This window comes from Labrys wisconsinensis (assembly GCF_030814995.1).
Lineage (GTDB): Bacteria > Pseudomonadota > Alphaproteobacteria > Rhizobiales > Labraceae > Labrys > Labrys wisconsinensis.
Window position 1 is genome coordinate 124450 of record NZ_JAUSVX010000011.1, and the last position, 22266, is coordinate 146715.

General features: G+C 66.4%; 21 protein-coding genes. 7 read left to right on the forward strand and 14 right to left on the reverse strand.

Annotation, left to right across the window (positions count from 1 at the left end):
• Nucleotides 1–85 precede the first annotated feature (85 nt).
• Nucleotides 86–1111, forward strand: a complete 1026-nt coding sequence (locus QO011_RS25815; protein WP_307278526.1) for an AraC family transcriptional regulator — start codon at nucleotides 86–88, stop codon at nucleotides 1109–1111.
• A 343-nt stretch (nucleotides 1112–1454) separates the two neighbouring features.
• Here the strand turns inward: QO011_RS25815 and QO011_RS25820 are convergent, their stop codons facing one another.
• Nucleotides 1455–2477, reverse strand: coding sequence for a zinc-dependent alcohol dehydrogenase family protein (locus tag QO011_RS25820; RefSeq protein WP_307278528.1), 1023 nt, complete (start codon nucleotides 2475–2477; stop codon nucleotides 1455–1457).
• Between the two features lie 147 nt (nucleotides 2478–2624).
• Between QO011_RS25820 and QO011_RS25825 the strand changes: the two genes are divergently transcribed.
• Nucleotides 2625–3539, forward strand: coding sequence for a LysR family transcriptional regulator (locus QO011_RS25825; protein ID WP_307278531.1), 915 nt, complete (start codon nucleotides 2625–2627; stop codon nucleotides 3537–3539).
• A 235-nt stretch (nucleotides 3540–3774) separates the two neighbouring features.
• On the opposite strand, the gene QO011_RS25830 is transcribed toward QO011_RS25825, so the two are convergent.
• Together QO011_RS25830 and QO011_RS25835 are read right to left on the reverse strand one after the other, a co-directional pair.
• Nucleotides 3775–5226: an MFS transporter gene (locus tag QO011_RS25830; RefSeq protein WP_307278534.1), complete on the reverse strand. Its 1452-nt coding sequence runs from the start codon at nucleotides 5224–5226 to the stop codon at nucleotides 3775–3777.
• Nucleotides 5227–5315: 89 nt separating this feature from the next.
• Entirely contained in the window at nucleotides 5316–6761 is a 1446-nt protein-coding gene (locus QO011_RS25835) for an MFS transporter (protein ID WP_307278536.1), read from the reverse strand.
• A 136-nt stretch (nucleotides 6762–6897) separates the two neighbouring features.
• Between QO011_RS25835 and QO011_RS25840 the strand changes: the two genes are divergently transcribed.
• Complete coding sequence (locus tag QO011_RS25840; protein ID WP_307278539.1) at nucleotides 6898–7755, forward strand: LysR family transcriptional regulator; 858 nt, start codon at nucleotides 6898–6900, stop codon at nucleotides 7753–7755.
• A gap of 341 nt (nucleotides 7756–8096) precedes the next feature.
• Here the strand turns inward: QO011_RS25840 and QO011_RS25845 are convergent, their stop codons facing one another.
• Nucleotides 8097–9503, reverse strand: a complete 1407-nt coding sequence (locus QO011_RS25845; RefSeq protein ID WP_307278542.1) for an amidase — start codon at nucleotides 9501–9503, stop codon at nucleotides 8097–8099.
• A gap of 109 nt (nucleotides 9504–9612) precedes the next feature.
• On the opposite strand from QO011_RS25845, the gene QO011_RS25850 reads away from it, so the two are divergent.
• From QO011_RS25850 to QO011_RS25865, 4 genes are all read left to right on the forward strand, one after another.
• Complete coding sequence (locus QO011_RS25850) at nucleotides 9613–10176, forward strand: TetR/AcrR family transcriptional regulator (RefSeq protein ID WP_307278545.1); 564 nt, start codon at nucleotides 9613–9615, stop codon at nucleotides 10174–10176.
• A gap of 382 nt (nucleotides 10177–10558) precedes the next feature.
• A complete protein-coding gene (locus tag QO011_RS25855) occupies nucleotides 10559–11062 on the forward strand; it encodes a P-loop nucleotide/nucleoside kinase family protein (protein ID WP_307278547.1) in 504 nt (167 codons plus the stop codon).
• Nucleotides 11063–11182: 120 nt separating this feature from the next.
• A complete protein-coding gene (locus QO011_RS25860; RefSeq protein ID WP_307278551.1) occupies nucleotides 11183–11755 on the forward strand; it encodes a histidine phosphatase family protein in 573 nt (190 codons plus the stop codon).
• A gap of 86 nt (nucleotides 11756–11841) precedes the next feature.
• The gene (locus QO011_RS25865; protein ID WP_370882008.1) at nucleotides 11842–12156 is read left to right on the forward strand and encodes a HigA family addiction module antitoxin; all 315 of its coding nucleotides are present in this window, start codon (nucleotides 11842–11844) and stop codon (nucleotides 12154–12156) included.
• Nucleotides 12157–12162: 6 nt separating this feature from the next.
• On the opposite strand, the gene QO011_RS25870 is transcribed toward QO011_RS25865, so the two are convergent.
• From QO011_RS25870 to QO011_RS25915, 10 genes are all read right to left on the reverse strand, one after another.
• On the reverse strand, nucleotides 12163–12903 hold the full coding sequence (locus QO011_RS25870; RefSeq protein WP_307278552.1) for an SDR family NAD(P)-dependent oxidoreductase: 741 nt from the start codon (nucleotides 12901–12903) through the stop codon (nucleotides 12163–12165).
• Nucleotides 12904–12971: 68 nt separating this feature from the next.
• On the reverse strand, nucleotides 12972–13571 hold the full coding sequence (locus tag QO011_RS25875; RefSeq protein WP_307278555.1) for a TetR/AcrR family transcriptional regulator: 600 nt from the start codon (nucleotides 13569–13571) through the stop codon (nucleotides 12972–12974).
• Between the two features lie 41 nt (nucleotides 13572–13612).
• Nucleotides 13613–14980 carry an amidase gene (locus QO011_RS25880; protein ID WP_307278557.1) on the reverse strand — a complete coding sequence of 456 codons (1368 nt, stop codon included), beginning with the start codon at nucleotides 14978–14980 and terminating at the stop codon, nucleotides 13613–13615.
• A gap of 298 nt (nucleotides 14981–15278) precedes the next feature.
• The gene (locus tag QO011_RS25885) at nucleotides 15279–16496 is read right to left on the reverse strand and encodes an ABC transporter substrate-binding protein (RefSeq protein WP_307278559.1); all 1218 of its coding nucleotides are present in this window, start codon (nucleotides 16494–16496) and stop codon (nucleotides 15279–15281) included.
• A 49-nt stretch (nucleotides 16497–16545) separates the two neighbouring features.
• Nucleotides 16546–17598, reverse strand: a complete 1053-nt coding sequence (locus tag QO011_RS25890; protein WP_307278562.1) for a CobW family GTP-binding protein — start codon at nucleotides 17596–17598, stop codon at nucleotides 16546–16548.
• Nucleotides 17588–17920: a hypothetical protein gene (locus tag QO011_RS25895; RefSeq protein ID WP_307278565.1), complete on the reverse strand. Its 333-nt coding sequence runs from the start codon at nucleotides 17918–17920 to the stop codon at nucleotides 17588–17590. Before QO011_RS25895 ends, QO011_RS25890 begins: the two co-directional genes overlap by 11 nt.
• Before the next feature lie 54 nt (nucleotides 17921–17974).
• Complete coding sequence (locus QO011_RS25900) at nucleotides 17975–18856, reverse strand: polysaccharide deacetylase family protein (RefSeq protein ID WP_307278566.1); 882 nt, start codon at nucleotides 18854–18856, stop codon at nucleotides 17975–17977.
• A 57-nt stretch (nucleotides 18857–18913) separates the two neighbouring features.
• Entirely contained in the window at nucleotides 18914–20008 is a 1095-nt protein-coding gene (locus QO011_RS25905) for an ABC transporter ATP-binding protein (RefSeq protein ID WP_307278569.1), read from the reverse strand.
• Between the two features lie 204 nt (nucleotides 20009–20212).
• Nucleotides 20213–21448 carry an ABC transporter substrate-binding protein gene (locus QO011_RS25910; RefSeq protein ID WP_307278571.1) on the reverse strand — a complete coding sequence of 412 codons (1236 nt, stop codon included), beginning with the start codon at nucleotides 21446–21448 and terminating at the stop codon, nucleotides 20213–20215.
• A 38-nt stretch (nucleotides 21449–21486) separates the two neighbouring features.
• Nucleotides 21487–22248 (reverse strand): SDR family NAD(P)-dependent oxidoreductase, encoded by a 762-nt coding sequence (locus QO011_RS25915; protein ID WP_307278574.1) that lies wholly within the window; start codon nucleotides 22246–22248, stop codon nucleotides 21487–21489.
• Nucleotides 22249–22266: the final 18 nt, after the last annotated feature.

A 22266-nucleotide genomic window follows, 5' to 3' on the forward strand; every position in this document is an offset into this window, starting at 1 on the left:
GGGCTGCGCCGAAGATAGGGTATCGCCTTGAGGACGGTCTATGTCGTAAGGTCCGCGATACCGTCGCGATCGTCCGGATAGCCCGATGGACCCGCTCTCGGAGCTTCTCTCGCTGCTACGGCCTCGCGGGGCCGTCTCGTCTCGCCTTGACGCGGGAGGCGACTGGTCGATCCAGTTCGGCGGCCAGCGCAAACACATCAAGTGCTATGTCATCCTGGCCGGCGAGTGCTGGCTGGCCGTCGACGGCGTCGCAGACGTCGCGCGCCTCGAGCAGGGCGATTGCTTTGTCCTGCCGAGCGGACCCTCGTTCCGGCTGGCCAGCGATCTCGCCCTACCCTCGATCGCAGCCTCGGCGATCTTCCCTGACGCTCGGGCCGGCGGTGTGGTGACTGTCGCTGGAGGCGGCGAGTTCTCGTTGCTCGCCAGCCGCTTCGCGGTCAGCGGCAAGCACGCCGAGAGGCTGCTCGGATTGCTTCCGCCGATTGTGCATCTCCGCAAGGACGCTGATCGGTTTGCGCTGCGGTGGTCTGTGGAGCGCATGATGCAGGAACTGCGTGAGAAACAGCCCGGCGGCGATCTCATTGCCCAGGATCTTGCTCGCATGATGCTGGTGCAAGCTCTGCGCGCGCGTCTCGCGGAAGGCCTCGGTGAGGGCGCGGGATGGTTCTTCGCCCTGGCGGACAAACACCTCAGCCTCGCGATCACCGCCATGCACGCCGATCCGGCCCGACGGTGGACATTGCGGGACTTGGGAATGCAGGCGGGCATGTCGCGCTCGGTTTTCGCACTCCGGTTCAAGGAAGTGGTGGGCGAGACGCCCATGCAATATCTGACGCGCTGGCGAATGCTTCTGGCCTGCGACCGGCTGGAGCATGCTGGCGATCCGGTTGCAATAATCGCCGAGGCTCTCGGGTACGAGTCCGAGAGCGCATTCAGCGCGGCCTTCAAACGTTTCATGGGATGTTCGCCGCGGCAATATTGTAGGGCGGCCGACGAAGACCATCGCGAAAGCCCAACAGCGCCGTCTTCCTCCGGCGGATTGGATCTCCACGCTGAAGCGCCGACGAGGGATCGGCGCCGCAGAGTCCGTGACAGACTTGTTGATGCATGACCCGCGAGGAAGGGGCGAATGGTCCGCACCCTCGGAGAGCAATGGCCAGCTACGCCGCCAACCGTGGAATGGTCCTCTCCGCAAATCGCAAGAATCGGGTGTTGCGAGCCCCCGCAACCACTCTCCTCCACGATCCGGTGCCCCCGAGTTTTCTCCAGCGCGCGATCCTTGGTCGCTGGGTCAGGCCTGGCGAGCTTGGCCCTGCTCCGCCACCAACCCCGCGAGGAGGGCGGTTGGCGGACCTGTCTTCTCCGCATCGGGATGGTCGCCCTGAGAGCTGCGATTATCCCGCGTTCACTCCCGGGTTCGCCGGAACCATGATCCGAATTCGAAATCGATGCGATCACACCATTTCAACAACGATCTTGCCGAAAGCACCGCGATCCAGATGACCAAGTGCCGCCGGCAGATCGCTCATGGGATAGCGGGTGTCGATGACGGGCTTCAGTCCCGTCCGGTCAACCGCGCGAACAAGGTCTTCCAAAGCGCGACGATGCCCCGTGCCGATACCATGGACGGTTACGTCCTTGAGCAGCAACGGCATCAGCGGAGCGGTCACTTCGAAACCCTCCAACGCGCCGATCAAACAAATGTGGCCGCCGACGGCGGCCATTTGCGCCGCCTTGCCCAGATGCGGGCCGCCGATCAGTTCCAGGATGTGGTCCGCCCCCCGATGGAGAGTGATCTCGTAGACAGCTTCGACCAGGTCGGCTTTTCGGCGATCGATGCAATGGTCGGCGCCGAGCGCCTCGGCACGCGCCAGCTTGTCGGCGCTACCGGAGATTATCACCCCGGCTCCGTGCGCCTTGGCGATCTGGAGGCCGAACAGCGCGACGCCGCCCGTCCCCTCGATCAGCACCGTTTGGCCCGCACGCACCCGGGCGCGCTCGACGAGCGCGAACCAGGCGGTGAGCCCGGCGCACGGCAAGGTGCTGGCTTGTGCATCATCCAATGTGGTTGGCGCCGGCACGAACCATTCCTCCGGGAAGGCCACATAGTCCGCCAGCACACCGGGATAGTACCCCCCGAGCGTTCGATAGGACGGCGTGCGGGCGTCGCCTGACCGAGCGCCGTCGATCCAGCCGGGGGCGAAAGTCGAGATGACCCGTTCACCTCGGGAGAAACGGGTGGCGTCCTCGCCGAGGGCTACGACCGTTCCGGCAAGATCGGACCCCGGTGTGAAAGGGAATCCCAGCGGTAGGCCCCTGCCACTCTCGATCACCATCCTGTCGCGATAGTTGAGTGCGACCGCCGCTACCTTCACCAAGACTTCACGCCGCGCTGGCGACGGCAACGAGACTTCCCGTAGTTCGAGCCGCTCCCGGCCGATGGCGTCCATCTCCCAGCGCCGCATTGTCTCCGTCATTCAATATTCCTTCGCGATTCAGGCGCCACCCTTGCGCCGACGGCGATACAGGACGGCCCGCACCTTGGGCGCGAGCACTATCGCGCCGTCGATTATGCGTGATAATCCGCTATAATCAGCATAGGTCGTTGCGTGTGGAGCATCAATTTGAAGGGCACTGAATTCGCCGAACTGACGGCCTTTCTAACCGTTTCGGACGAAAGGAACTTCAGACGCGCCGCCCAACGGCTTGGGATGTCACCGTCCGCGCTCAGCCATATGATCCGGTCGCTGGAGGAGCGCCTCGGCGCCAGGCTTCTCAACAGGACGACCCGGAGTGTTGCACCGACCGAAGCGGGGCAGGCCTTGTTCGACCGGTTGCGCCCCGCGATCGATGACATGGAAGGCGCCATTCGGGACGTCGGTGCTTACCAGACGCAACCCAGGGGCATTGTTCGCGTCAACTTGCCGCGCATTGCCGCTCGTCTTGTCGTAACGCCGATCCTTGCCGATTTTCTAGGGGAATATCCTGAGATCCGGCTCGATCTGGTGATCGACGACACACTCACCGACGTCGTGGCCAAGGGCTTTGATGCTGGGATTCGATCGGGCGAACTCGTGCAGCAAGACATGATCGCGGTGAGACTGACGCCCGATCTGAGGATGGCTGTCGTTGGCTCTCCGGCCTATTTCGCGGGTCGGGCATTGCCCGAAGTGCCGCGGGATATCCGAGATCATCGTTGCATCACCTATCGGTGGAGCGAAACTGGGGTTTTGTACCGCTGGAGTTTCGACGGTCCCGGCGGGTCTGTCGACGTCGACGTCGACAGCATCGTTACCGCCAACGACACGGACCTGCTCCTTGCGGCCGCGCTGCAGGGAGCAGGCCTTGCTTTCACTCCTGAAAGTTTCGTGGCGCCTTATATTGAAAGCGGAGAACTCGTCCGAGTGCTCGAACCTTGGTGCAAGCCTTTTTCGGGCTTCTATCTCTACTATCCCAACAGGCCCCGCATGCCGTTGGCACTGAGAGCCTTCATTGACTTCATCAAGTTTCGGAATTCCCTTGAACGGCAGTTAGCCTGAGCCGCCCGCGATAGAGCAAACCATCTGCTTCCGGCTCACACCAGACATTGGCGCGTCGGCGCCGGCTACGCTGCCGGCTTTGGTATAGTCCTCTCGAGAAATCGCAAGAATCTGGTGTTGCGAGCCCTCGCAACTACCCCACAAATCGCTTCGATAACCTGCCCTACGATACTTGGAGTCGTGGTTAAGAACGCAAATATTCAGATCAAGTGAAGCCGTTTTATTTGATATTGCTCTAACCCGGCCTGCGCGCTGCTGCGCGTTTGTCGTCCGGTAGCCACAGCGACAGCACGCCGCCCAGAGCGAGGAGCGCGACGTTACAGCCGAGTGCGATGGCGAAGGCATCTGCGTAGGCGGCGAGATCCTGTCCGGCGCCGAGAATGCTGAAGAAGACGCCGCCGACGATCGCAACGCCGAGGGCTGCGCCAATCTGGAAGGTGGAAATGACGATGCCTGATGCGAGTCCGGCGTGACGCTGATCGACGCCGCTGATCACCGCTTTGATCACCGAAGGCGTCAAGATGCCGAACCCTAATCCCGCCACCGAAAGGCCGATCTCGAGCCACCCCTGAAGCGCCCCCGCCACGGCGAAGATCACCACGCTGAAGCCGAGAACCTGGCCGATGAAACCCAGCGTCAACGCACGAGGTCCGAGCCGCCGCATGACGCCGGCCGCGGCAAACGACGCCATGAAATAGCCGATGCCGAAGGGGAGCGTCCGCAAGCCGGCGTCGAGCGGCGTCAGATGCAGGCCGCCTTGCAAATAGACCGAGAACATCAAATAGAAGGCCGCGTGCATGTAAAAGACGAGCGCCATCGCGACGCCGATTGCGAAGCCTCTCTCGCGGAACAGCGACAGATCGACCAGCGGCGAGCCGCCGCGATCCATCAGTCGCTTCTCGAACCGGATGAAGGCGGCCAGCGCCACGGGAGACGCGACGAGCATGGCGACGAGCCAGAACGGCCATCCCATCTCCCACCCTTCGACCAGCGGGTAAACCAGCAGGCCGAGCGTTGCCGATAGAAGCGCCACGCCGCCGATATCGAGCTTGTGTGCGTGATCGGCCCGCGAATCGCCGAGAAAGAGCAGGCTGCCGATGAAGGCGGCGAGTCCGATCGGCACGTTGACGAGAAAGATCGCCTGCCAGGTGAACCCGAAGGGATGCGACGACACCAGCACGCCGCCGAAGATCTGGCCTGCAATGTTGGCAAAACCGAAGGTGGCGCCATAAAGGCCCAGCGCTTTTCCCTGCTCCGATGCCGGGAACAGGACGCGGATCGAGGCAAGGACCTGCGGCGCCATCACCGTCGCGGTCAGGCCTTGCAGACTACGGCCGGCAATGAGAATGGCGGGTGACCACGCAGTGCCGCACAGCACGGACGCGATGGTGAAGCCCGCGACGCCCAGCATGAACATCCGCTTGCGGCCGAGCCAATCGCCCAGCCGGCCGCCGGTGATGAGAAACACCGCATAGGTCGCCGCATAGGCTGATATGACGAACTGAAGGTCACTCGATGTCGCGCTCAGAGTCTGGCGGATCGCCGGCAGCGCCAGATTGACGACGTTGAAATCGAGCACTGGCAGGAACGCGCCGGTCAGAAGGACGGGCAGGGCGAACCATCGCCGCGGATCGCCGTCTGCCTGCAAGACGCTTTCCCGTGCCACTGCTCCAGCCTCTGCGCTCATGGCTTGCTCCTGATCGTTGCCGCGCCGCTCTCTTCGCGCGGACGATCTGTTCGTGCTTGATGGGACGTGTGGTGCTTCGCGGGTTGTCATCACCGGTTGGCGGATCGCGCGGGATCTCTGGCCACCGACACGGAAAGGGCGCCGCCGAGCACCAGCACCGCCACGATGCAGCCGAGCGCGAGCGAGAAGGCAAAGGGATAGGCCTCGCTGGTTTGCCCGCCTCCCAGCGCGCCGTAGAACACGCCGCCGATGATCGCGATGCCGATCGCGGAGCCGATTTGCAGGGCGGAGATGACGACGCCCGACGCCAATCCGGCGTGGCGAGGATCGACGCTGCCGATGACCGCCTTGATGACGGATGGCATGATGATGCCGAAGCCCATCCCTGCGGCGATGAGACCGATGTCCAGACAGCCGGGCAGGATGGATGCCACCGCCAATGCGATGATGAGGAAACCGAGCGCCTGAAGGGCAAAGCCGAGCGTCAGCGCGTAGGAGCCGAGGCGTTGCATGAGATAGGACGATGCCAGTGAGGCGACGAAGCTTCCGCCGACATAAGGCAATGTCGCGACGCCCGCCTGCATCGGCGTCATGCCGAGCCCGCTTTGCAGAAAGACCGAGAAGGTCAGGAAGAAAGCGTTCTGTATGTAGAAGGCGAGCGCCATGACGATGCCCGTGGCGAAGCGCCTGTCTCGGAACAGCGACAACTCCACCAGTGGCGAGCCGCCGCGCCTGGCCAGCCCCCGCTCGAACAGGACGAAGCCTGCCAGCGCGGCCGGCGAGGCCATGAGCATGGCCACGACCCACCACGGCCAACCCATCTCGCGCCCCTCGATCAGCGGGTAGATCAGCAGACCCAGAGTCAGCGACAACAGAACGACACCGCCGATATCGAGGCTTTGCGCATGCTGTGATCGTGAATCACGCAGGAAGGCCATTCCGCCGAGCAGCGTCGCGAGCCCGATCGGAATATTGACGAAGAAGATCGCCTGCCAGGCGAAGCCGAAGGGATGAGACGAGACCAGGACGCCGCCGAGAACCTGGCCGCAGAGATTGGCCAGGCCAAAAGTCGCCCCATAGAGTGCGAGCGCCCGTCCTTGCGCTGCGCCGGGAAACAGAACGCGGATCGACGCCAGCACCTGTGGCGCCATGACAGTCGCCATGACGCCCTGGAGGATACGGCCGGCGATCAGGGCTGCCGGAGACCAGGCTGCGCCGCAGAGCGCCGAAGCGAAGGTGAACCCCGCAACGCCGGTCAGGAACGTGGTCTTGCGTCCATGGAGGTCGCCGAGGCGTCCGCCCGTGATGAGGAACACCGCATAGGTGGCCGCGTAGGCGGAGATCACGAACTGCACATCGCTCGATGTCGCGCCGAGATCCTGCCGGATCGCCGGTAGCGCCAGATTGACGATGGTGAAGTCAAGCGGCGGCAGGAACGCGCCGGCGAGCAGGACGGGCAGGGCGAGCCACCCGCGCATACCGATCTCGGCGGCGGGTGCGGTCTGATCTGCACGTTCCTCGGTCTGCGTACTCATCAAGCCCCTCCGATCGATCGCACGACAGCGTCGATCCGATCGCCACATTGCGTCTGGAGACCAACATAGGCGGAGCTTGACCATACAGTAATGGTATGCTTCTCTATTTTAGAGATAACATATTGGTATGATTGCCATGGCGAGCCTGGATGTCGATGCCGTGCAGGCATTCGTTTTTGTGGCCGATTTTCAGAGCTTCACCCGCGCGGCCGAGGCGCTTGATACGTCCCAGGCTGCGATCAGCGTGAAGCTGAAGCGGCTGGAGGATCGGCTGGGCGAAAAGCTGATCGAGCGGACCCCGCGGTTGGTGCGCCTGTCGGCGCGTGGTGCGGCCTTTCTGGGCGTCGCGCGCGAGTTCATTGCGGCGCATGAGCGTGCCGTCGCCGGCCTCACTTCGGCGCCGCGCCGCTTTACGCTCGGTATCGCGGATCAGGCGGCGGGTCCCGAGCTGCCGGTCCTGTTGGCCCGCCTCCATGCCTACGACCCCGCCCTGTTGATCGAGGTGCAGATCGAGGCATCGCGCAATCTGCTGGATGCCTTCGACCGCGGCGCGCTCGATGCGGCGATCGTTCGCCGCGAGGACGATCGCCGCGACGGCGAGGTTCTGGCGCAGGAACCTTTTGGCTGGTTTGCACTGCCGGGCTTCGCGCACCGGGAGGGCGAAGCCCTTCGGCTGGCGTCGCTGGCCGTCTCATGCGGTGTCCGCAATATCGCCACCCGGGCACTCGACGCCGCCGGCGTGCGTTGGATCGAGGTCTTCGTGGGCGGCGGCGCTGCGGCTGTCGTCGCCGCCGTGTCGGCTGGCCTCGCCGTCGCCGCGCTGGCGCATCGTGTCGTGCCGGTCGGTGTTGTCGAGGTCGGAGAACGGCTTGAGCTTCCCGCGCTTCCTTCATCCGAGATCGTGCTTCACTCCAGCTTGTCGGACGCGCGGTCACGCGGCGCCTTGCGCACGCTTGCCGCGGCCTTTCGCGAACACCGCGCGCCGTCTTCGTGAGAGTTGATCCCGGATAGATCGTCGCTCTCGGCCGCATGTGCCAACGCCGCGGAAATCGATCGTCGGTGGCTCCGGCGCAATGCCACGACGGCTGGCAACGCCCCAATCGCCATCATGGTCATGCGTCGGGATGTGATCGAACCGCACTGTGCCAGCAACGCCCGGCAAGTCGAAGATGCACCTGGTCAGCGACGCGAGGCAGGGATAGTCGACAAGCCGCCCAGCGGGCCGTTTATCGGTTCGCGTGAAGACAATGCAAAAACAAGGAGAAGCGAGTTCGATCCATGCATTGTGTTATGTTTCCAATACGATGCCAGGCGACACGCGTTGGAAGCACAATACTAGATGTCCGGGTGCAGGCTGCGAACCGGGCTCACGCCCTCGAGCAGCGACGCCAGGTGCAGGATCGTGGACTCTGCCTGCCACTTGCCGACAATCTGCACGTTGATCGGCAACCCCTCCTTGCTCGTGCCGAACCGCATCGCGACACCGGGCAGCCCGGTGACGTTGAGCGGCACGGTCGCGCCCTGGAGGTAGGTGGCGTCCACGGTCTGGCCGTCGATGATGAATTCCTCGACGCCATGCTTGTGGGCCGGGATCGGCAGCACGTGGGTCATCAGCGCGTCGTAGCCCGAGAAGTAGTCGGCATAGCCATCGCGCAGCCGCTCGGCCGCCTGCTCGGCGTCGATATAGTCCTTCATCGAGGTGTCGGGCAGCGAAAGCATGGTCTTGGCCATCTTGTACATTTCGTCCTCGTGGCCCGCCGTCGCTTCCGCGAACGCGGGCTTCATCTCCATCACATGCAGGCGGTTGAACACGTCGAGGGCGAAATCGCGCTCCAGCGCCGGGATGCTCACCTGCTCGACGAAGACGCCGATGTCCTTCAGCGCCTCGGCCGCGGCCTCGACCGTCGCGGCCACCTCGGGATCGACCGGCCCGAAGCCGGGTCCGACCATCCAGCCCACCCGGAGCTGGCGATAGGGCTGGCGGCCGATGCCCGCATCGAATTGGACGGTGCTCGTGGCGAGCGCGTCCTGGCCGTCGGGCCCGACCAGTTGCGAAAAAGCGAGCGCGATGTCGCGAACCGAGCGGGCCATCGGCCCGACATGCCAGAAGCGGCGCGGCGCGCGCGGCCAGATACCGGTCATGGGCACGCGGCCATGCGTCGCCTTCATGGACGTGATGCCGGTTTGCGCGGCGGGCCCACGCACGGAGATGGCGAGATCGGTGCCGAGACCGATCGGAGACATTCCCGCCGCGATGGCCGCCGATTCGCCGCCGCTCGAACCGCCCGGAGTGCGGGTCACATCCCAAGGGTTGTTCGACCGGCCGGAGAGCAAATTGTCGCTCTCGATCCAGTAGGAAAATTCGGGAAGGTTGGTCTTGGCCAGCAGAATGCCGCCCGCCTTCTTCATGCGCGCCACGCTGGTCGCATCGACGTCGGGAACGCGCCCCTTGAAGATCGGCGATCCACGCTGGGTCGGCACGCCGGCGGTGTCGATGGAGTCCTTCGCCGTGAAGGGCACGCCGTGAAGCGGGCCGAGTTTCTCTCCCGACAGAACCGCGGCCTCCGCGGCCTTCGCGGCTTTCAGCACGTCATCGGCCACCGTGACGACCGCGTTGACCTTGGGGTTGACGGCCTCGATGCGATCGAGATGCGCCTGCATGACTTCGACCGGCGAAATCTCGCGGTGCCGGATCAGTTCGGCCAGCCTGGTTGCGTCGGAGTAAAAGATTGAAGCGGTCATTTTGAATTTGCCTACCTGTCACTTGATAGGTGATGCTTAGGCCTTTCATTTTTCCGCGTCAACGTCTATCTGTCACTTGGTAGGGAAATCGAGGGGAGTGAGGTCAGGAATGGGCACGAGTGCCAGGGAAGCCATCTTGGAGGCCGCCAGACGGACCGCACAGGCGCATGGGTACAGCGGCTTGAATTTCCGCGAACTCGCGGCCGAAGTGGGCATCAAAGGCGCGAGTGTCCACTATCATTTTCCAACCAAGGCCGATCTGGGCGTGGCTGTAGCCAAGCGCTATTGGGAAGAGTCGGCGGCTGTTCTGGACGCATTGTGGGCCGAATCCTCTGATCCGGTCCGCTGTTTGCGCCAGTATCCCGATACATTTCGCAAGTCGCTCGAGAATGGCAACCGTATCTGCCTCTGCAGCTTCATGTCTGCCGAGTATGACGACCTGCCCGAGCCGGTAAAAAGAGAGGTGATGACCTTTGCCGACGTCAATGTGGCGTGGCTCGCCAAGGTCCTGTCCGCTGCGACCGAAATGAGCGCCGATGAGAGCCAGCAGCGGGCTCGCGCCATCTTCGCCGCCGTCGCGGGCGCTCAGCTCATGGCGCGGAGCCGCTCGGACATCGCGGTCTTTGACGCGTTGCTCGATAGCTATCGCGTGGTCGGTCTCCTGCCGGCTTAGGGGGCAATCCCGCAGACTATCGCACCATGACGTGCAATCGGCCGGGCTGGCGAGCCGAGAACGATGAAACGGAGAACGACGTCCGCGCCATAGCCCTCCGGAATCGAGGCATGAGCGAATGCCTGGAATGGGGTGGATTGCGGACTGGCGGCTTTTTGTCGGAAGCACCAGAAAGCGGCCGTTGGGGAAGACGAGCGTGCCTGGGCACTCGCCATGTGACGGAGCCGGGATCCCTCCACCTTGACCTCCCACGCAGGCATTCCTACAAGACAGAGCATGGCAACACACCTCTGATTGGCCGCGCCCGGCGGCATTGAGCGAAGCGCACCCGTGCACGCACGCGGGGCCACTTCCATTTGCCAAGCCTCAATCAGAGATTTTCATGCCCACGCTCTACCTCACTTGCGGCCTTCCCGGTTCAGGGAAGACGTCGCTCGCCAAGATGATCGAACACGAAGCATCTGCCCTCCGTCTCACCGGAGACGACTGGATGCATAAGCTTTATCCCGGCATCTCTACCCCGGAAGCCGAAACCGGTCCGTGCCGAAGTCGGGTCGAGAGCCTGCAATGGCAGATCGCTCTGCGGGCCATCAGGGTTCAGTGCAACGTGGTGGTGGATTGGGGAGTGTGGTCGCGGGCAGAGCGCGACGCCTGCAGGGACGAAGCTCGCGCGCATGGTGCCCGCGTCGTCCTCTGCTTCCGAGACGTTCCATTTGAGGAGCTTTGGAACCGTCTCTCTCGGCGAAACGCCGAGCTTCCAGCCGGGACTTTCCACATCGCGCGGGCGGACCTGCTGAGGTGGTCGAAGCTGTTTGAGCCGCCAGGCGCCGAGGAGATGGCGCTCTATGATCTGCCGGACAACCCGGCCATCACCGCCCTTTTATGACACGCCTCGGCGATAGGCTCGTCTGGGTCTGCAGAGCAGGCGGTTTGGACCAGTCTTCCGGTTGCTCAAGACGAAAGCTCAGCCGTTTATGGCAGCTTTGACGACCTATCGGAGGCTCGATTGAGCACGGTCTTCTTCATCACGCACCCGGAGGTCGTGGTCGACCCCGATCGGCCCGTGCCGCGCTGGCATCTGTCGCCGAAGGGCGTGGAGCGAATGAGGGCCTTTGCCGCCTCGGCCGAGATGCGGGCCGTGCGGACGATATGGGCCAGCGATGAGACGAAGGCGATCGAAGCGGCGGGGATCCTGGCCGGCGTGCACGGCCTGCCCCTCGCCGTCCTGCATGAGCTCCATGAGAACGATCGAAGCGCGACGGGATTTCTGCCGCCGCCCGAATTCGAGCGGGTTGCCGACGCGTTCTTCGCGAGTCCGGACGAAAGCGTGCGAGGCTGGGAGCGCGCAGCCGATGCGCAGGCCAGGGTGGTCAAGGCGTTCGAGACCATCCTGGCGTCCGAGATCGCAGGCGATGTCGCCATCGTCGCGCATGGCGGTGTCGGCACCTTGCTGCTGTGCCACCTCTGCGGTGCGCCGATAACGCGAGACCTCGACCAGCCCTTCCAGGGGCATTATTGGTCCTGTTCGCTGGAGACCCGCGAAATTCGCCATCGATGGCGCTCGATCGCTCCGCGCTGACAAGTCGGGAGCTCGGGTGGCCAGGCCGGGCCGGGCAATGTCGGGATCGCGGACGACCACTGAGGAAAGGAGATCGGGCCATGCTCATGAGAGCCGTTCACCCCGGCGAAGTCCTCAAGGACGAATTGGATGAACTGGGGATCACGCCGGCCGAGTTCGCGCGACAGATCGACGTGCCTCCGAGCCGGGTCAGCCGGATCATCGCGGGCAAGCGCGCGGTGACCGGCGACACCGCCCTGCGCTTCGGCCCTGGTTCGGTACCGATCCGCAGTTCTGGCTCAACCTGCAGGGCGCCCATGACATCCGCCTCGCCGAGGAAAAGGTGGGGCGGGACATTGCCAGGCTGCCGGTCCGGGCTGCATGACGCGATCGGGCCATGCCGAGCTTTGCCTTGCCCTTGACCCCCGCTACAGGGCGAGGCCGCCGTCGATGGTCAGGCTCGACCCGGTCATGTAGCCCGATTCCCGGCTGGCGAGATAGGCAACGAGGCCGACGATCTCGTCGGGCTCGCCGACGCGCCGGAGCGGGATGATCGGCGCCAGGGCATCGAGATGGGCGGCCGTCATGTCGGTGCGCGTCGGCCCGGGCTGGATGTTGTTGACCGTGATGCCGCGCGGCGCGAGGTCCACGGCGATGCCCTTGACCATGACCGCCACCGCCGCCTTGGTCATGGCGTAGACGCTGGAGCCGGGATAGCCGCTGCGCACCGCGGTGTTGCTGCCGATGGTGATGATGCGGCTGCCTTCGCCGAGATGCGCGGCCGCCGCCTGGATGGCGAGGAAGACGCCGCGGACGTTCACGTCCAGCATCAGATCGAGCTCCTCGACGCCGACGGCCATGACGTCGCCGAGCCGCAGGATGCCGGCATTGACCACGGCGACGTCGAGGCGCCCGAAGCGCGCCACGGCTTCCTCCACGGCACGGCGGATGGCCTGCGGGTCGGCGCTGTCCGCGGCGATCGCCAGCCCCGTACGCCCCTCCGCCTCGATGGCGCGCACGGTCTCGGCCGCCTTGTCTGGAGCGGAGACATAGGTGAGGGCGACGTCGGCGCCCTCCCGTGCCAGGCGGCGCGCTGCTGCGGCGCCGATGCCGCGCGAGCCGCCGAACACCATGGCGGCCTTGCCGGCCAGGCTGCGATCCTCGGTCATGTCTGCTCCATTTTTGATCGGTCGGTCCATAATTGGCCGAGCCAAAGCATCGGATGGTTCTATTGGGGTCATCGGCGAGGCTTCAGGCGTTCGATCGCGAAGCGGGCCTGGGCCCGGAGCGGGGCGGCGGCGGCACCGCCGCGGGCCGCGAGTTGCAGGCCCTGCATGGTCATGGCGATGAAGGCGGCGGCTTCGGCGCAGTCGAGCGAGGGGTCGATCTCCCCCAGCGCCTGGCCTTGCCCGAGCCGTTCGACCAGCCGGTCGTGCAGCACGGGCGAGGCACGGCCGCGCAGCGCCAGGATCTCCGGATCCTCCGCTCCGAACTCGCAGACGGCGCCGACACCCATGCAGCCGCGGCTGCGCAGCGCGTCGTCGTCGCTGACGAGGCCGACCAGCAGCGCCTCGAGCCCGGAGAGCGGCGAGGCTGGGGCCCCGAGGCGACGCAGATGGCCGGCGACGCTCGCTTGCTGATAGGCCTCCAGCGCCTCCAGATAGAGGGCTCGCTTGTCGCGGAAGGCGTTGTAGAGGCTCTGACGGCCGATCCCCATGGCGGCCAGCAGGTCGTCGGTCGAGGTCGAGGCATAGCCTTTGCCCCAGAACACGCCCATGGCGCGTTCCAGAGCCTCCTCCCGATCGAATTCCCGCGGCCTGGCCATGGCGCGTGACATGCCAGTTGTTGACTTATCTGTCAATAATGCGGGTAGTCCGTCTAGTCCCCCCGGATCGTCGCCTCCGCCGCCAGCGCGGCCGCGAGCAGCCGCTCGTCCTCACCGGCGAGGCCGGAGAGGAGGAAGCCGACGGGCATTCCGGCCTCGCCGGTGCCGCAGGGGATGGAGACGCCGCACCAGTCGAGGAAATTGCCGAGGGCGGTGTTGCGCAGCGTCCTGGCATTGACCTTGAAGAACAGCTCGACATCCTCCTCCAACGCCGCGATCGGCGGCGCGACATGGGCGATGGTCGGGAAGGCAACCAGGGTCTCGCGGCCGACCAGGGCGTCCGTCTCGGCGATCAGCCGGCCGCGCGCCTCGATGATGGCGCGATAGTCGGGCAGGGAGATATTGGCGCCGAGCCGGGCCCGCGCCACCACGCGCTGGTCGATCTCCTCCGCCGCCGGCCCGGTCAGCCGCTCGATATGCTGGGCATAGGCCTCGGCGGTGACGAGCGCGCCACGGGCCCGGGTGAGCTCGGCCAGCGCATCGAAGGCCGGCAGGTTCAGGCGCTCGATCCGCGCGCCCCTTGCGGCGAGGCGCCCGAGCGCCGCCTCGAACGCGGTCGCGACCGCCGGCTTGAGGTCGTCGAGCACGACATTGGCGGGCACGACGAGGCGCAGGTCATCGAGCCCGCCGCGGGCGATGACGGGCCCCGGCAGCCCCAGCATGGCGGCGTCGACCAGCACGGCGTCCTCCACCGTGCGGCAGAGCGGCCCGAGGGAATCCAGGCTCGTGGCGAGGGGAAACACCCCGTCCATGGGGTAGCGGCCGCGCGTGGCCTTGTAGCCGACGACGCCGTTATAGGCAGCGGGAATGCGCACCGAGCCGCCGGTATCCGTGCCCATGGCCACGGGCAGGAGGCCCTTGGCCACCGCCACGCCGGAGGCCGATGACGAGCCGCCGGGGATGCGCGGCGTGTCGCGGCCATGCGGGTTGCGCGGCGTGCCGTAATGCGGATTGAGGCCGATGCCGGAAAAGGCGAACTCGGTCATGTTGAGGCGGCCGACGGAGACCATGCCGGCCTCCTTGAGCCTTGCGACCACCGCCGCGTCGCGCGCCGCCGGCGGGTCCGCGGCGAGCACGCGCGAGCCGACAGTCGTCACCTCGCCCTCGAGGTCGAACAGGTCCTTCCAGCCGATCGGCACGCCGTCGAGCAGGCTGCGAGCCCGGCCGTCGCGCAGCCGTCGCGAGGCGGCATGGGCCTCCTTCAGCGCCCGGTCCGGCGTCGGGCGGATGACGATCGCCCGGTCGTCGCAGGTTTCGATCGCGGCCAGCGTCGCCTCGGCGAGCGCGACCGCGTCGAGCGCGCCCGCCTGCAGCAGGGCCGCGAGCTGGAGCGCCGATTTTCCCTGGATGTCGATGGCCAAAACGAATCCTCCGAGCTTGAATCAAGGCGTTGTCCGGGGATAACCCCGTCAAACGCGACGGTCGCCATTCCCCTCCCCCTTGCGGGGAGGGGGTAGGGGTGGGGGTCGTGCAGAACGAAGCGGAGCACGGCGTCACAGAGCGCCCTTTAAGGGCTGCCCCACCTCACTCCGTACGACCCCCACCCTTTATCCCTCCCAGCAAGGGGGAGGGAAGGCCCAGGCGTTGAGCCTGGATCAACATCGGCCGCGTCTCGCTCGACCGTATGGGCCCACGCACTGCATGAACGCCCGATGAAACCTACCCTACCAACTGCGCCCAGCGGCGGACCAGGTAGTTGTGCTCGTCCATGGTCGTGTTCCAGACGGCGATGGAATTGGCGCGCTGGCGATAGGAGCCGCCGTCGCGCACCGAGCCCGCCCGGATGGTGATGGCGCCGTCCGGCCCGGGCAGGTCGGTCCGGGTCGGCAGGCCTTCGTACCAGTAGTTCCACTCGTCCGGCGTGAGATGGGCCCGGACGCGGCCGGGAATGGACATGTAGTAGCCCTGGCGCGCCATCACGGCGCCGGGCCAGCCCGACAGCCACCAGTTGAGATAATCGTAGGCGACGTCGAGCATGCGGCCGGTGAGGCCGCTGGAGAGGCACAGGCCGCCGTGCCAGGCGCGGTAGCCTTCGCGCGGTACCGCCTCGGTCACCGCCACGCCGCAATGGCGCAGGGTGGTGAGGCCGGGCGACCACATGCTCTGGATGGCGACGCTGCCGGCGCACATCATGTCGGCGGCCTCCGCCGCCGTCTTCCAGAAGCCGGCGAAGTAACCACTCTTGCGCCGCTCGATCAGGATGCCGAGCAGCGTGTCGATCTCCTCGGTCGACATGTTGCCGATGTCCTCGAAGCTCATCAGCCCGAGGGACTGGACTGCCAGGGCCGCGTCGAAGACGCCGATCGCCGGCTCGTCGACCAGTGCTGCCCGGCCGTGCCAGCGCCCGTCGAGCAGGGCGCCCCAGGAATCGATCGGCCCGGCCGCGTCGCCGAGCAGGTCGGGCCGGAAGGCGAAGGCATCGAAATTATGCGTGGTCGGCAGCATGGAGAGCCAGCGCGAAGGCGCCGGCCCGAGCGCCCGGTTGGGCTGGACGAACAGCTTGGTGACCGGCGCGTCGCCGAAGCCGATGCGGGCGCCGGGATCGATCCGGCCGGTCTTGGTGAGGTCGGTCACCTCGTCCCAGAGCGTGATGCGCGTGCGGTCGATGGGCTGGATGGCCCGCCAGTACCAGACGATGTCGAGGTTGTGGAAGCACTGGTCGTAGACGTCGTAGCTGCCCGGCTCGGCCGCCGCCTGGTGCTGGGCGGTGACGAAGTTGCGGCTCTCGAAGGCGATGTCGATGCCGAGATCCGCCTGCGCGCGCAGGCGCAGATCCTCCAGGAGCGAGATCTCGGTGCCGAGCACGCGCAGTCTCGGCCGCGCGAGCGTGCGCACGGCCGGCGCCGCGGGGGGCCTTTCCGGCTCGCCTCCCGTCATGGACGTCTCGGGCACGGCAGGGAGGACGGCATCGGGGGCTGCCTGGTCATCATCGCTGCGGCTCGACGGCCGCCACCCTGTTGAAGGCCGCCAGAGAGCGCCGGATCAAGCCGGAATCGAGGTCATCCACGATGAAGACGATGCGCGAGCGCCGGTCGCCGTCGGGCCAGGCCCGCATGTGCACGGGCGTGTGCACGAGGTGCTGCACGCCGTGGATCGCCACCGGGGCCTGCTCTCCCGCGAGGTTGAGGATGCCCTTGACCCGCAGGATCCGGTCGCCGTGCCGGTTGAGCAGCATGGTCAGCCAGATGCCGAAGGCGGTCCAGTCGATCGGCTCGTCCACCGTCACCACGAAGGAGCGGATGCGCCCGCCGTGCCGCGTTCCCTCCTCGGGTCCGCCCGGCGCCTCGGCCAGGGTCGGATCGTCGCTGCGGAAGGCGCGGCGGAACCAGGCGCGGGTCGAGCGGTCGGGGCCGGAGCCCTCCTGTGCGAACAGGGTCGCGGCACTGCAATCAGCCTCCGTGGCGGCGAGGATCGGCGCGTCGGGATTGAGGTGGCGCAGCCGGGCGACCAGGCCGGCGACCGCGACCTCTTCGGCGATGTCGGTCTTGGTCAGCACCAGACGGTCCGCGATCGCCGCCTGGCGCGTCGATTCGACATGGGTGTCGAGCTGGAACGCTCCGTTCACCGCATCCACCGTGGCGACCACCGTTCCCGGCCGGACGTGATGCCGGAGCACCGGGTCGGCCTTGAGGGTGGTGAGAATGGGGAAGGGATCGGCGAGGCCGGTGCTCTCGATCACCAGGCGGTCGAAAGCGGGGATCTCGCCGCGCTCGCGCTTGCCGTGGATGGCGCGGATCGCCTGCGCCAGCTCGCCGCGGATGGTGCAGCACAGGCAGCCCGAGGGCAGCAGCACCATGGTCTCGTCGATGCGCTCGACGAGGTGGTGGTCGAGCCCGACCTCGCCGAACTCGTTGATCAGCACCGCGGCGCGGGCGAGGGCGGGGTCGGCGAGCAGGCGGCGCAACAGCGTGGTCTTGCCCGAGCCGAGGAAGCCGGTGAGGAGGTTCACCGGCGTGAAGGCCGGCGCGTCAGCGGCCATGCCGCCGCTCCATGGCTTCGATCACCGGCAGGGCGAGGGGGTCGCAGGCCCGGCCGATCAGCCGCTCCGCCGCGGGCCAGAGATGGCCGAGATCGTCGATGATCTCGGTCTTGCCGGTCCGCGTCGACAGAAGGAAGGAGGCGCCCTGCCAGTCCGACAGGGTCAGGCCGAAGGGCTCCAGCACCTCGCGGGCGATGCGCACCCGGTTCATGCGCTCGCGGCGGCGCTCGAGGGGATCGCCGTTGCGCGTGAACACGCCGGGCCGCGCCACCGCATCGGCCCAGTGCTCGTTGCCTCCCAGGACGCCGCAGAGCGAACACATCAGATTCACCTCGCTGGAGCGGCCGGGCCGGAGATCACCGACCCGGCCCTCCCGTCACTTCTGGCGCGGGAAGCGCCGGGCGAAATCGTCAGCCATCTCGTTCATCGTCACGAACCGGACGCCGGGGTGCTTGGCCATATGGGCATAGAGCCGCTCCAGCATCATCAGGACCTGCGGCCGCCCGGAGACGTCGGGATGGATGGTGATGGGGAACACGGCATAGTCCATCTCGCGATAGACCCAGTCGAACTGGTCGCGCCAGATCTGCTCGATATCGCGCGGGTTGACGAAGCCGTGGCTGTTCGGGGCCTTCTTGATGAACATCATCGGCGGCAGGTCGTCGAGATACCAGGAGGCCGGGATCTCGATCAGGTCGGTCTCGCGCCCGCGCTTCAGCGGCACCATCCAGTCGCCCGGCTTGCGGGAATAGTCGATCTTGGTCCAGGAATCGCCGACGCGCACATAATAGGGCGTGAAGTCGTTGTGCATCAGCGAGTGGTCGTACTTGATGCCGCGCTCGAGCAAGAGCTCGTTGGTGACGTTGGAGAATTCCCACCAGGGTGCGACATAGCCGGTCGGCCGCTTGCCCGACAGCTTCGTCACGAGGTCGATGCACTTGTCGAGGATCTCGACCTCCTGCTCGCGGGTCATCGCGATCGGGTTCTCGTGGGTGTAGCCGTGGATGCCGATCTCGTGGCCGGCATCGGCGACCGCCTGCATCTCCTTCGGGAAGGTCTCGATGGAATGGCCAGGGATGAACCAGGTCGTCTTGATGCCGAAGCGCTCGAACAGCTTCAGCAGGCGGGGCGAGCCGACCTCGCCGGCGAACAGGCCGCGCGAGATGTCGTCGGGCGAATCCTCGCCGCCATAGGAGCCGATCCAGCCGGCGACGGCGTCGACGTCGATGCCGAAGCCGCAGAGTATTTCCTTTGCCATGGGTGAGGTCTCCTCATTTCATGTTGAAGAACATGGTTTTCTTGAACGGACGGCTTGTCACGCCGCCGGGATGACCGTGGCCTCGGCGGGGCTCCAGGCCAGGACGATGTCCGCGCCCGGCGCGAAGGCACCGGGGGGATATTTGTCGATATGCGCTTCCAGCGAGAGGGCGCGGCCGCCGGGCAGCTCGACGGAGAGATGCGAGATATGGCCGACGACATCGAGGCGCCGGACGGTGGCGGCGACCGCATTGCCCGCGCCTGCCGCCGGCTCGCCCGCGGCAGCGCGCACCTCGATGGCTTCGGCGGGCACGACGATCTTGGCAGCGCTGCCTTCTGCCAGGGCGCCGTTCGCCGTGCCCCGGAGCCGGCCGAGCGGGGTGTCGACCACCACGCGCCCGTCCTCGATGCCGCCGACGGCGCCGTCGAGAATGGTGTTGCGGCCGATGAACTGCGCCACGAACGGCGTGTTCGGCCGGGTATAGAGCTGGTGCGGCGGGCTGATCTGCTCGACGCGGCCCTGGTTCATCACCACGATGCGGTCGGACAGCGCCAGCGCCTCCGACTGGGCATGGGTGACGAAGACGAAGGTGACGCCGAGCCGCTTCTGCAAGAGCTTCAATTCGTTCTGGATCGCCTTGCGCAGGTTGGCGTCGAGCGCGCCGAGCGGCTCGTCCAGGAGCAGGATGTCCGGCTCGACCACCAGGCCGCGGGCGAGGGCGATGCGCTGGCGCTGGCCGCCCGACAGCTTGTCCGGGCGCTTGTCGGCCACGTCTTCCAGGCCGAGCGTCGCCAGCATGTGGTCGACCTTGGCGTCGCGCTCGGCTTTCGGCAGGCCTTTGACCTCCAGGCCGTAGCCGATGTTGCGGCGCACGGTCATGTGCGGGAACAGGGCATAGTTCTGGAAGATCATCGAGGTCGGCCGGCGCTCCGGCGGCACGTCGTTGATGCGCACGCCCTTGATCATCACGTCGCCGGAGGAGATCGCCTCGAAGCCGGCGATCATGCGCAGGGTCGTGGTCTTGCCGCAGCCGGAGGGTCCGAGAAAGGCGATGAACTCGCCCTTGGCCACGGCGAGATCGAAGCCGGCCACGGCCGGGGTGCCGTTGTCGTAGACCTTGCCGACCTTGATCAGTTGGAGGTCGTGGATCATCGCGTATCGCTCCGTGCGCGGCATGAAGGGGGAAAGCCCGAGGGTCCTGAAAGGCGTCCTGAGACAGGCGCGCTGCGCTTTCCGCCGTCATGGCCGGGCTCGTCCCGGCCATCCACGCGAACTCGACGTTGGTTTGTGTTCGCGTGGATGGCCGGATCAAGTCCGGCCATGACGGGCCGGCTCACTTATTCCCGGGACGATGCCTCAGGCGTTGAGGAACTCGTCCCATTTCTGGATGAGATGGTCGTAGGCGTCGGGCCACTGGTGCCAGTAGGCGACGTTGGCGGCGCGCTCCTCCAGGCTGCCGCCGTCGCGCAGGTCGCCGGCCTTGATGCCGCGCTCGGTGGCGCCGACCCAGGGCTTGCCCTCGTACCAGAAGGCGTATTTCTCCGGCGCCATCTCGGCCTTGATGTTGGTCGTCGGCGAGTAATAGCCCTGCTCGGAGACGGTGATCCCCGGCTTGCCGGAGAGCCAGTAATCGGCATAGGCGCTGACCGCTTCCTTGTTGGCGGAGCCGGCGATCAGCGAGGGGCCGATGGCCCAGGCGCGGTAGCCCTCCTTCGGGCGGGCATATTTGCAGGCCTTGCCCTGGGCCTTCACCGCCATGACGGCCGGCTGCCAGGCGTCGCACACCACCATCTCGCCGGAGGCGAGCAGGTTGACCAGCTCGCCGAAATCACCCCAGAGGGCGCGGAACTGGCCATCCTTCTTCTTCGACACCAGGAACTTGGCGGCTTCGTCGATCTCGGCCTCGGATGGGTTGCCGGGATTCTTGACCGCCGACAATCCGAGCGAGTTCATCGCCATCACGGCCTGGCCGAAGGCGATCAGCGGGTCGGTGTTGAGGCCGGACTTGCCCTTCCACTTCGGATCGAAGATCGCCGCCCAGGTGTTGGCTTCCTCGTCGGACAGGACCTCCGGGTTGTAGCCAATGGAATCGTAATTGTAGACGGCGGGCACCATCCACAGCGAGGTATGGCCCGCGTCCTGCCAGATCTGGCCGGTGATCTGGGCCTTGGGGTCCCATTTGTCGCTGGGCTTGGTGAAGGTGTCGCGGATATTGGCCCAGTTCTTGAGGGAGGACGCCGCGATCGGCTCGACATTGTTGGTCATCACCACCGAGGGCAGGCGCTCGGCGATCACTTCCCAGCAGTCATAGTCCTTCGAGCCGGACAGGATCTTGGTCTGGGCGTCCGGGAAGGTCGCGGCGGTGCCGGAGGTCGTGCCGACGCCGGATGCGGCCTTGAAATCGGCCAGGATGCGCTCCTGCACCGTCACCGACAGGCCGATGGTGCGCAGGCTCTCGCTCGCCAGGCTCGTGCCCGCGGCCCAGGCGGCGCGGGAGGAGAGCAGCGGCGTGCCGCCGCCCATCGCCAGCGCCATCATTCCCGCGGACCGCTTCAGGAGGGAGCGGCGCGTCAACTCGCTCAAATCAGACATGGGGTTCCGTCTCCGGTTCTGGTTGATTGGCTTTGTTTTCAGTAGCGGCCCACCAGGAGCCCGCCGTCGACCACCAGCGTCTGGCCCGTGAGGTAGCGGGCGCCGGCGGAGGATAGGAAGGTGATGACGTCGGCGATCTCCTCCGGCTCGCCGATCCTGCCCATGGGGATGAAGGCGCCGGCCGCCTCGGCCGCTTCCGGGCCGAGCGAATGTTCCTTGGAGAGGAGCTGCGCCGTGCGGATGTAGCCGGGCGCGACGCCGTTGACCCGGACGCCGTCGCGGGCGACCTCGACGGCAAGGCCGCGCACCAGGCCGACCACGCCGGCCTTGGCCGAGGAATAGTGGACGTGCTCGTCCCAGCCATAGGCGACCCCCATGATCGAGGAGAGCGCCACCACGGCGCCGGATTTGCGCGCCCGCATGCCGGGCAGCGCCGCGCGCACCACGCGGAAAATGCCCTTGAGATCGATGTCGAAGGTCAGGTCCCACTTGTCGTCGTCGAGCCGGGCGAGCGGCACGCGGTGGGCGATGCCGGCATTGGCGACGACGACGTCGATGCCGCCGTGGCGCGCCTCGACGTCGGCGACCACCGCATCGGCGCGCTCGGTGGAGCGCACGTCGAGGGCTGTGAATTCGGCCGAGCCGCCGGCCGCCCCGATCTCCTCGACGACGGCCTTGCCTTCCGCCTCCAGGATGTCGGTGACCACGACATGGTCGCCGAGCGCGGCGAAGGCCTTGGCGGTGGCGCGGCCGATGCCGATGCCGCCGCCGGTGATCAGGACTGTGCGTGGCTTGGTCATGGGGGTCTCCGATCTCTC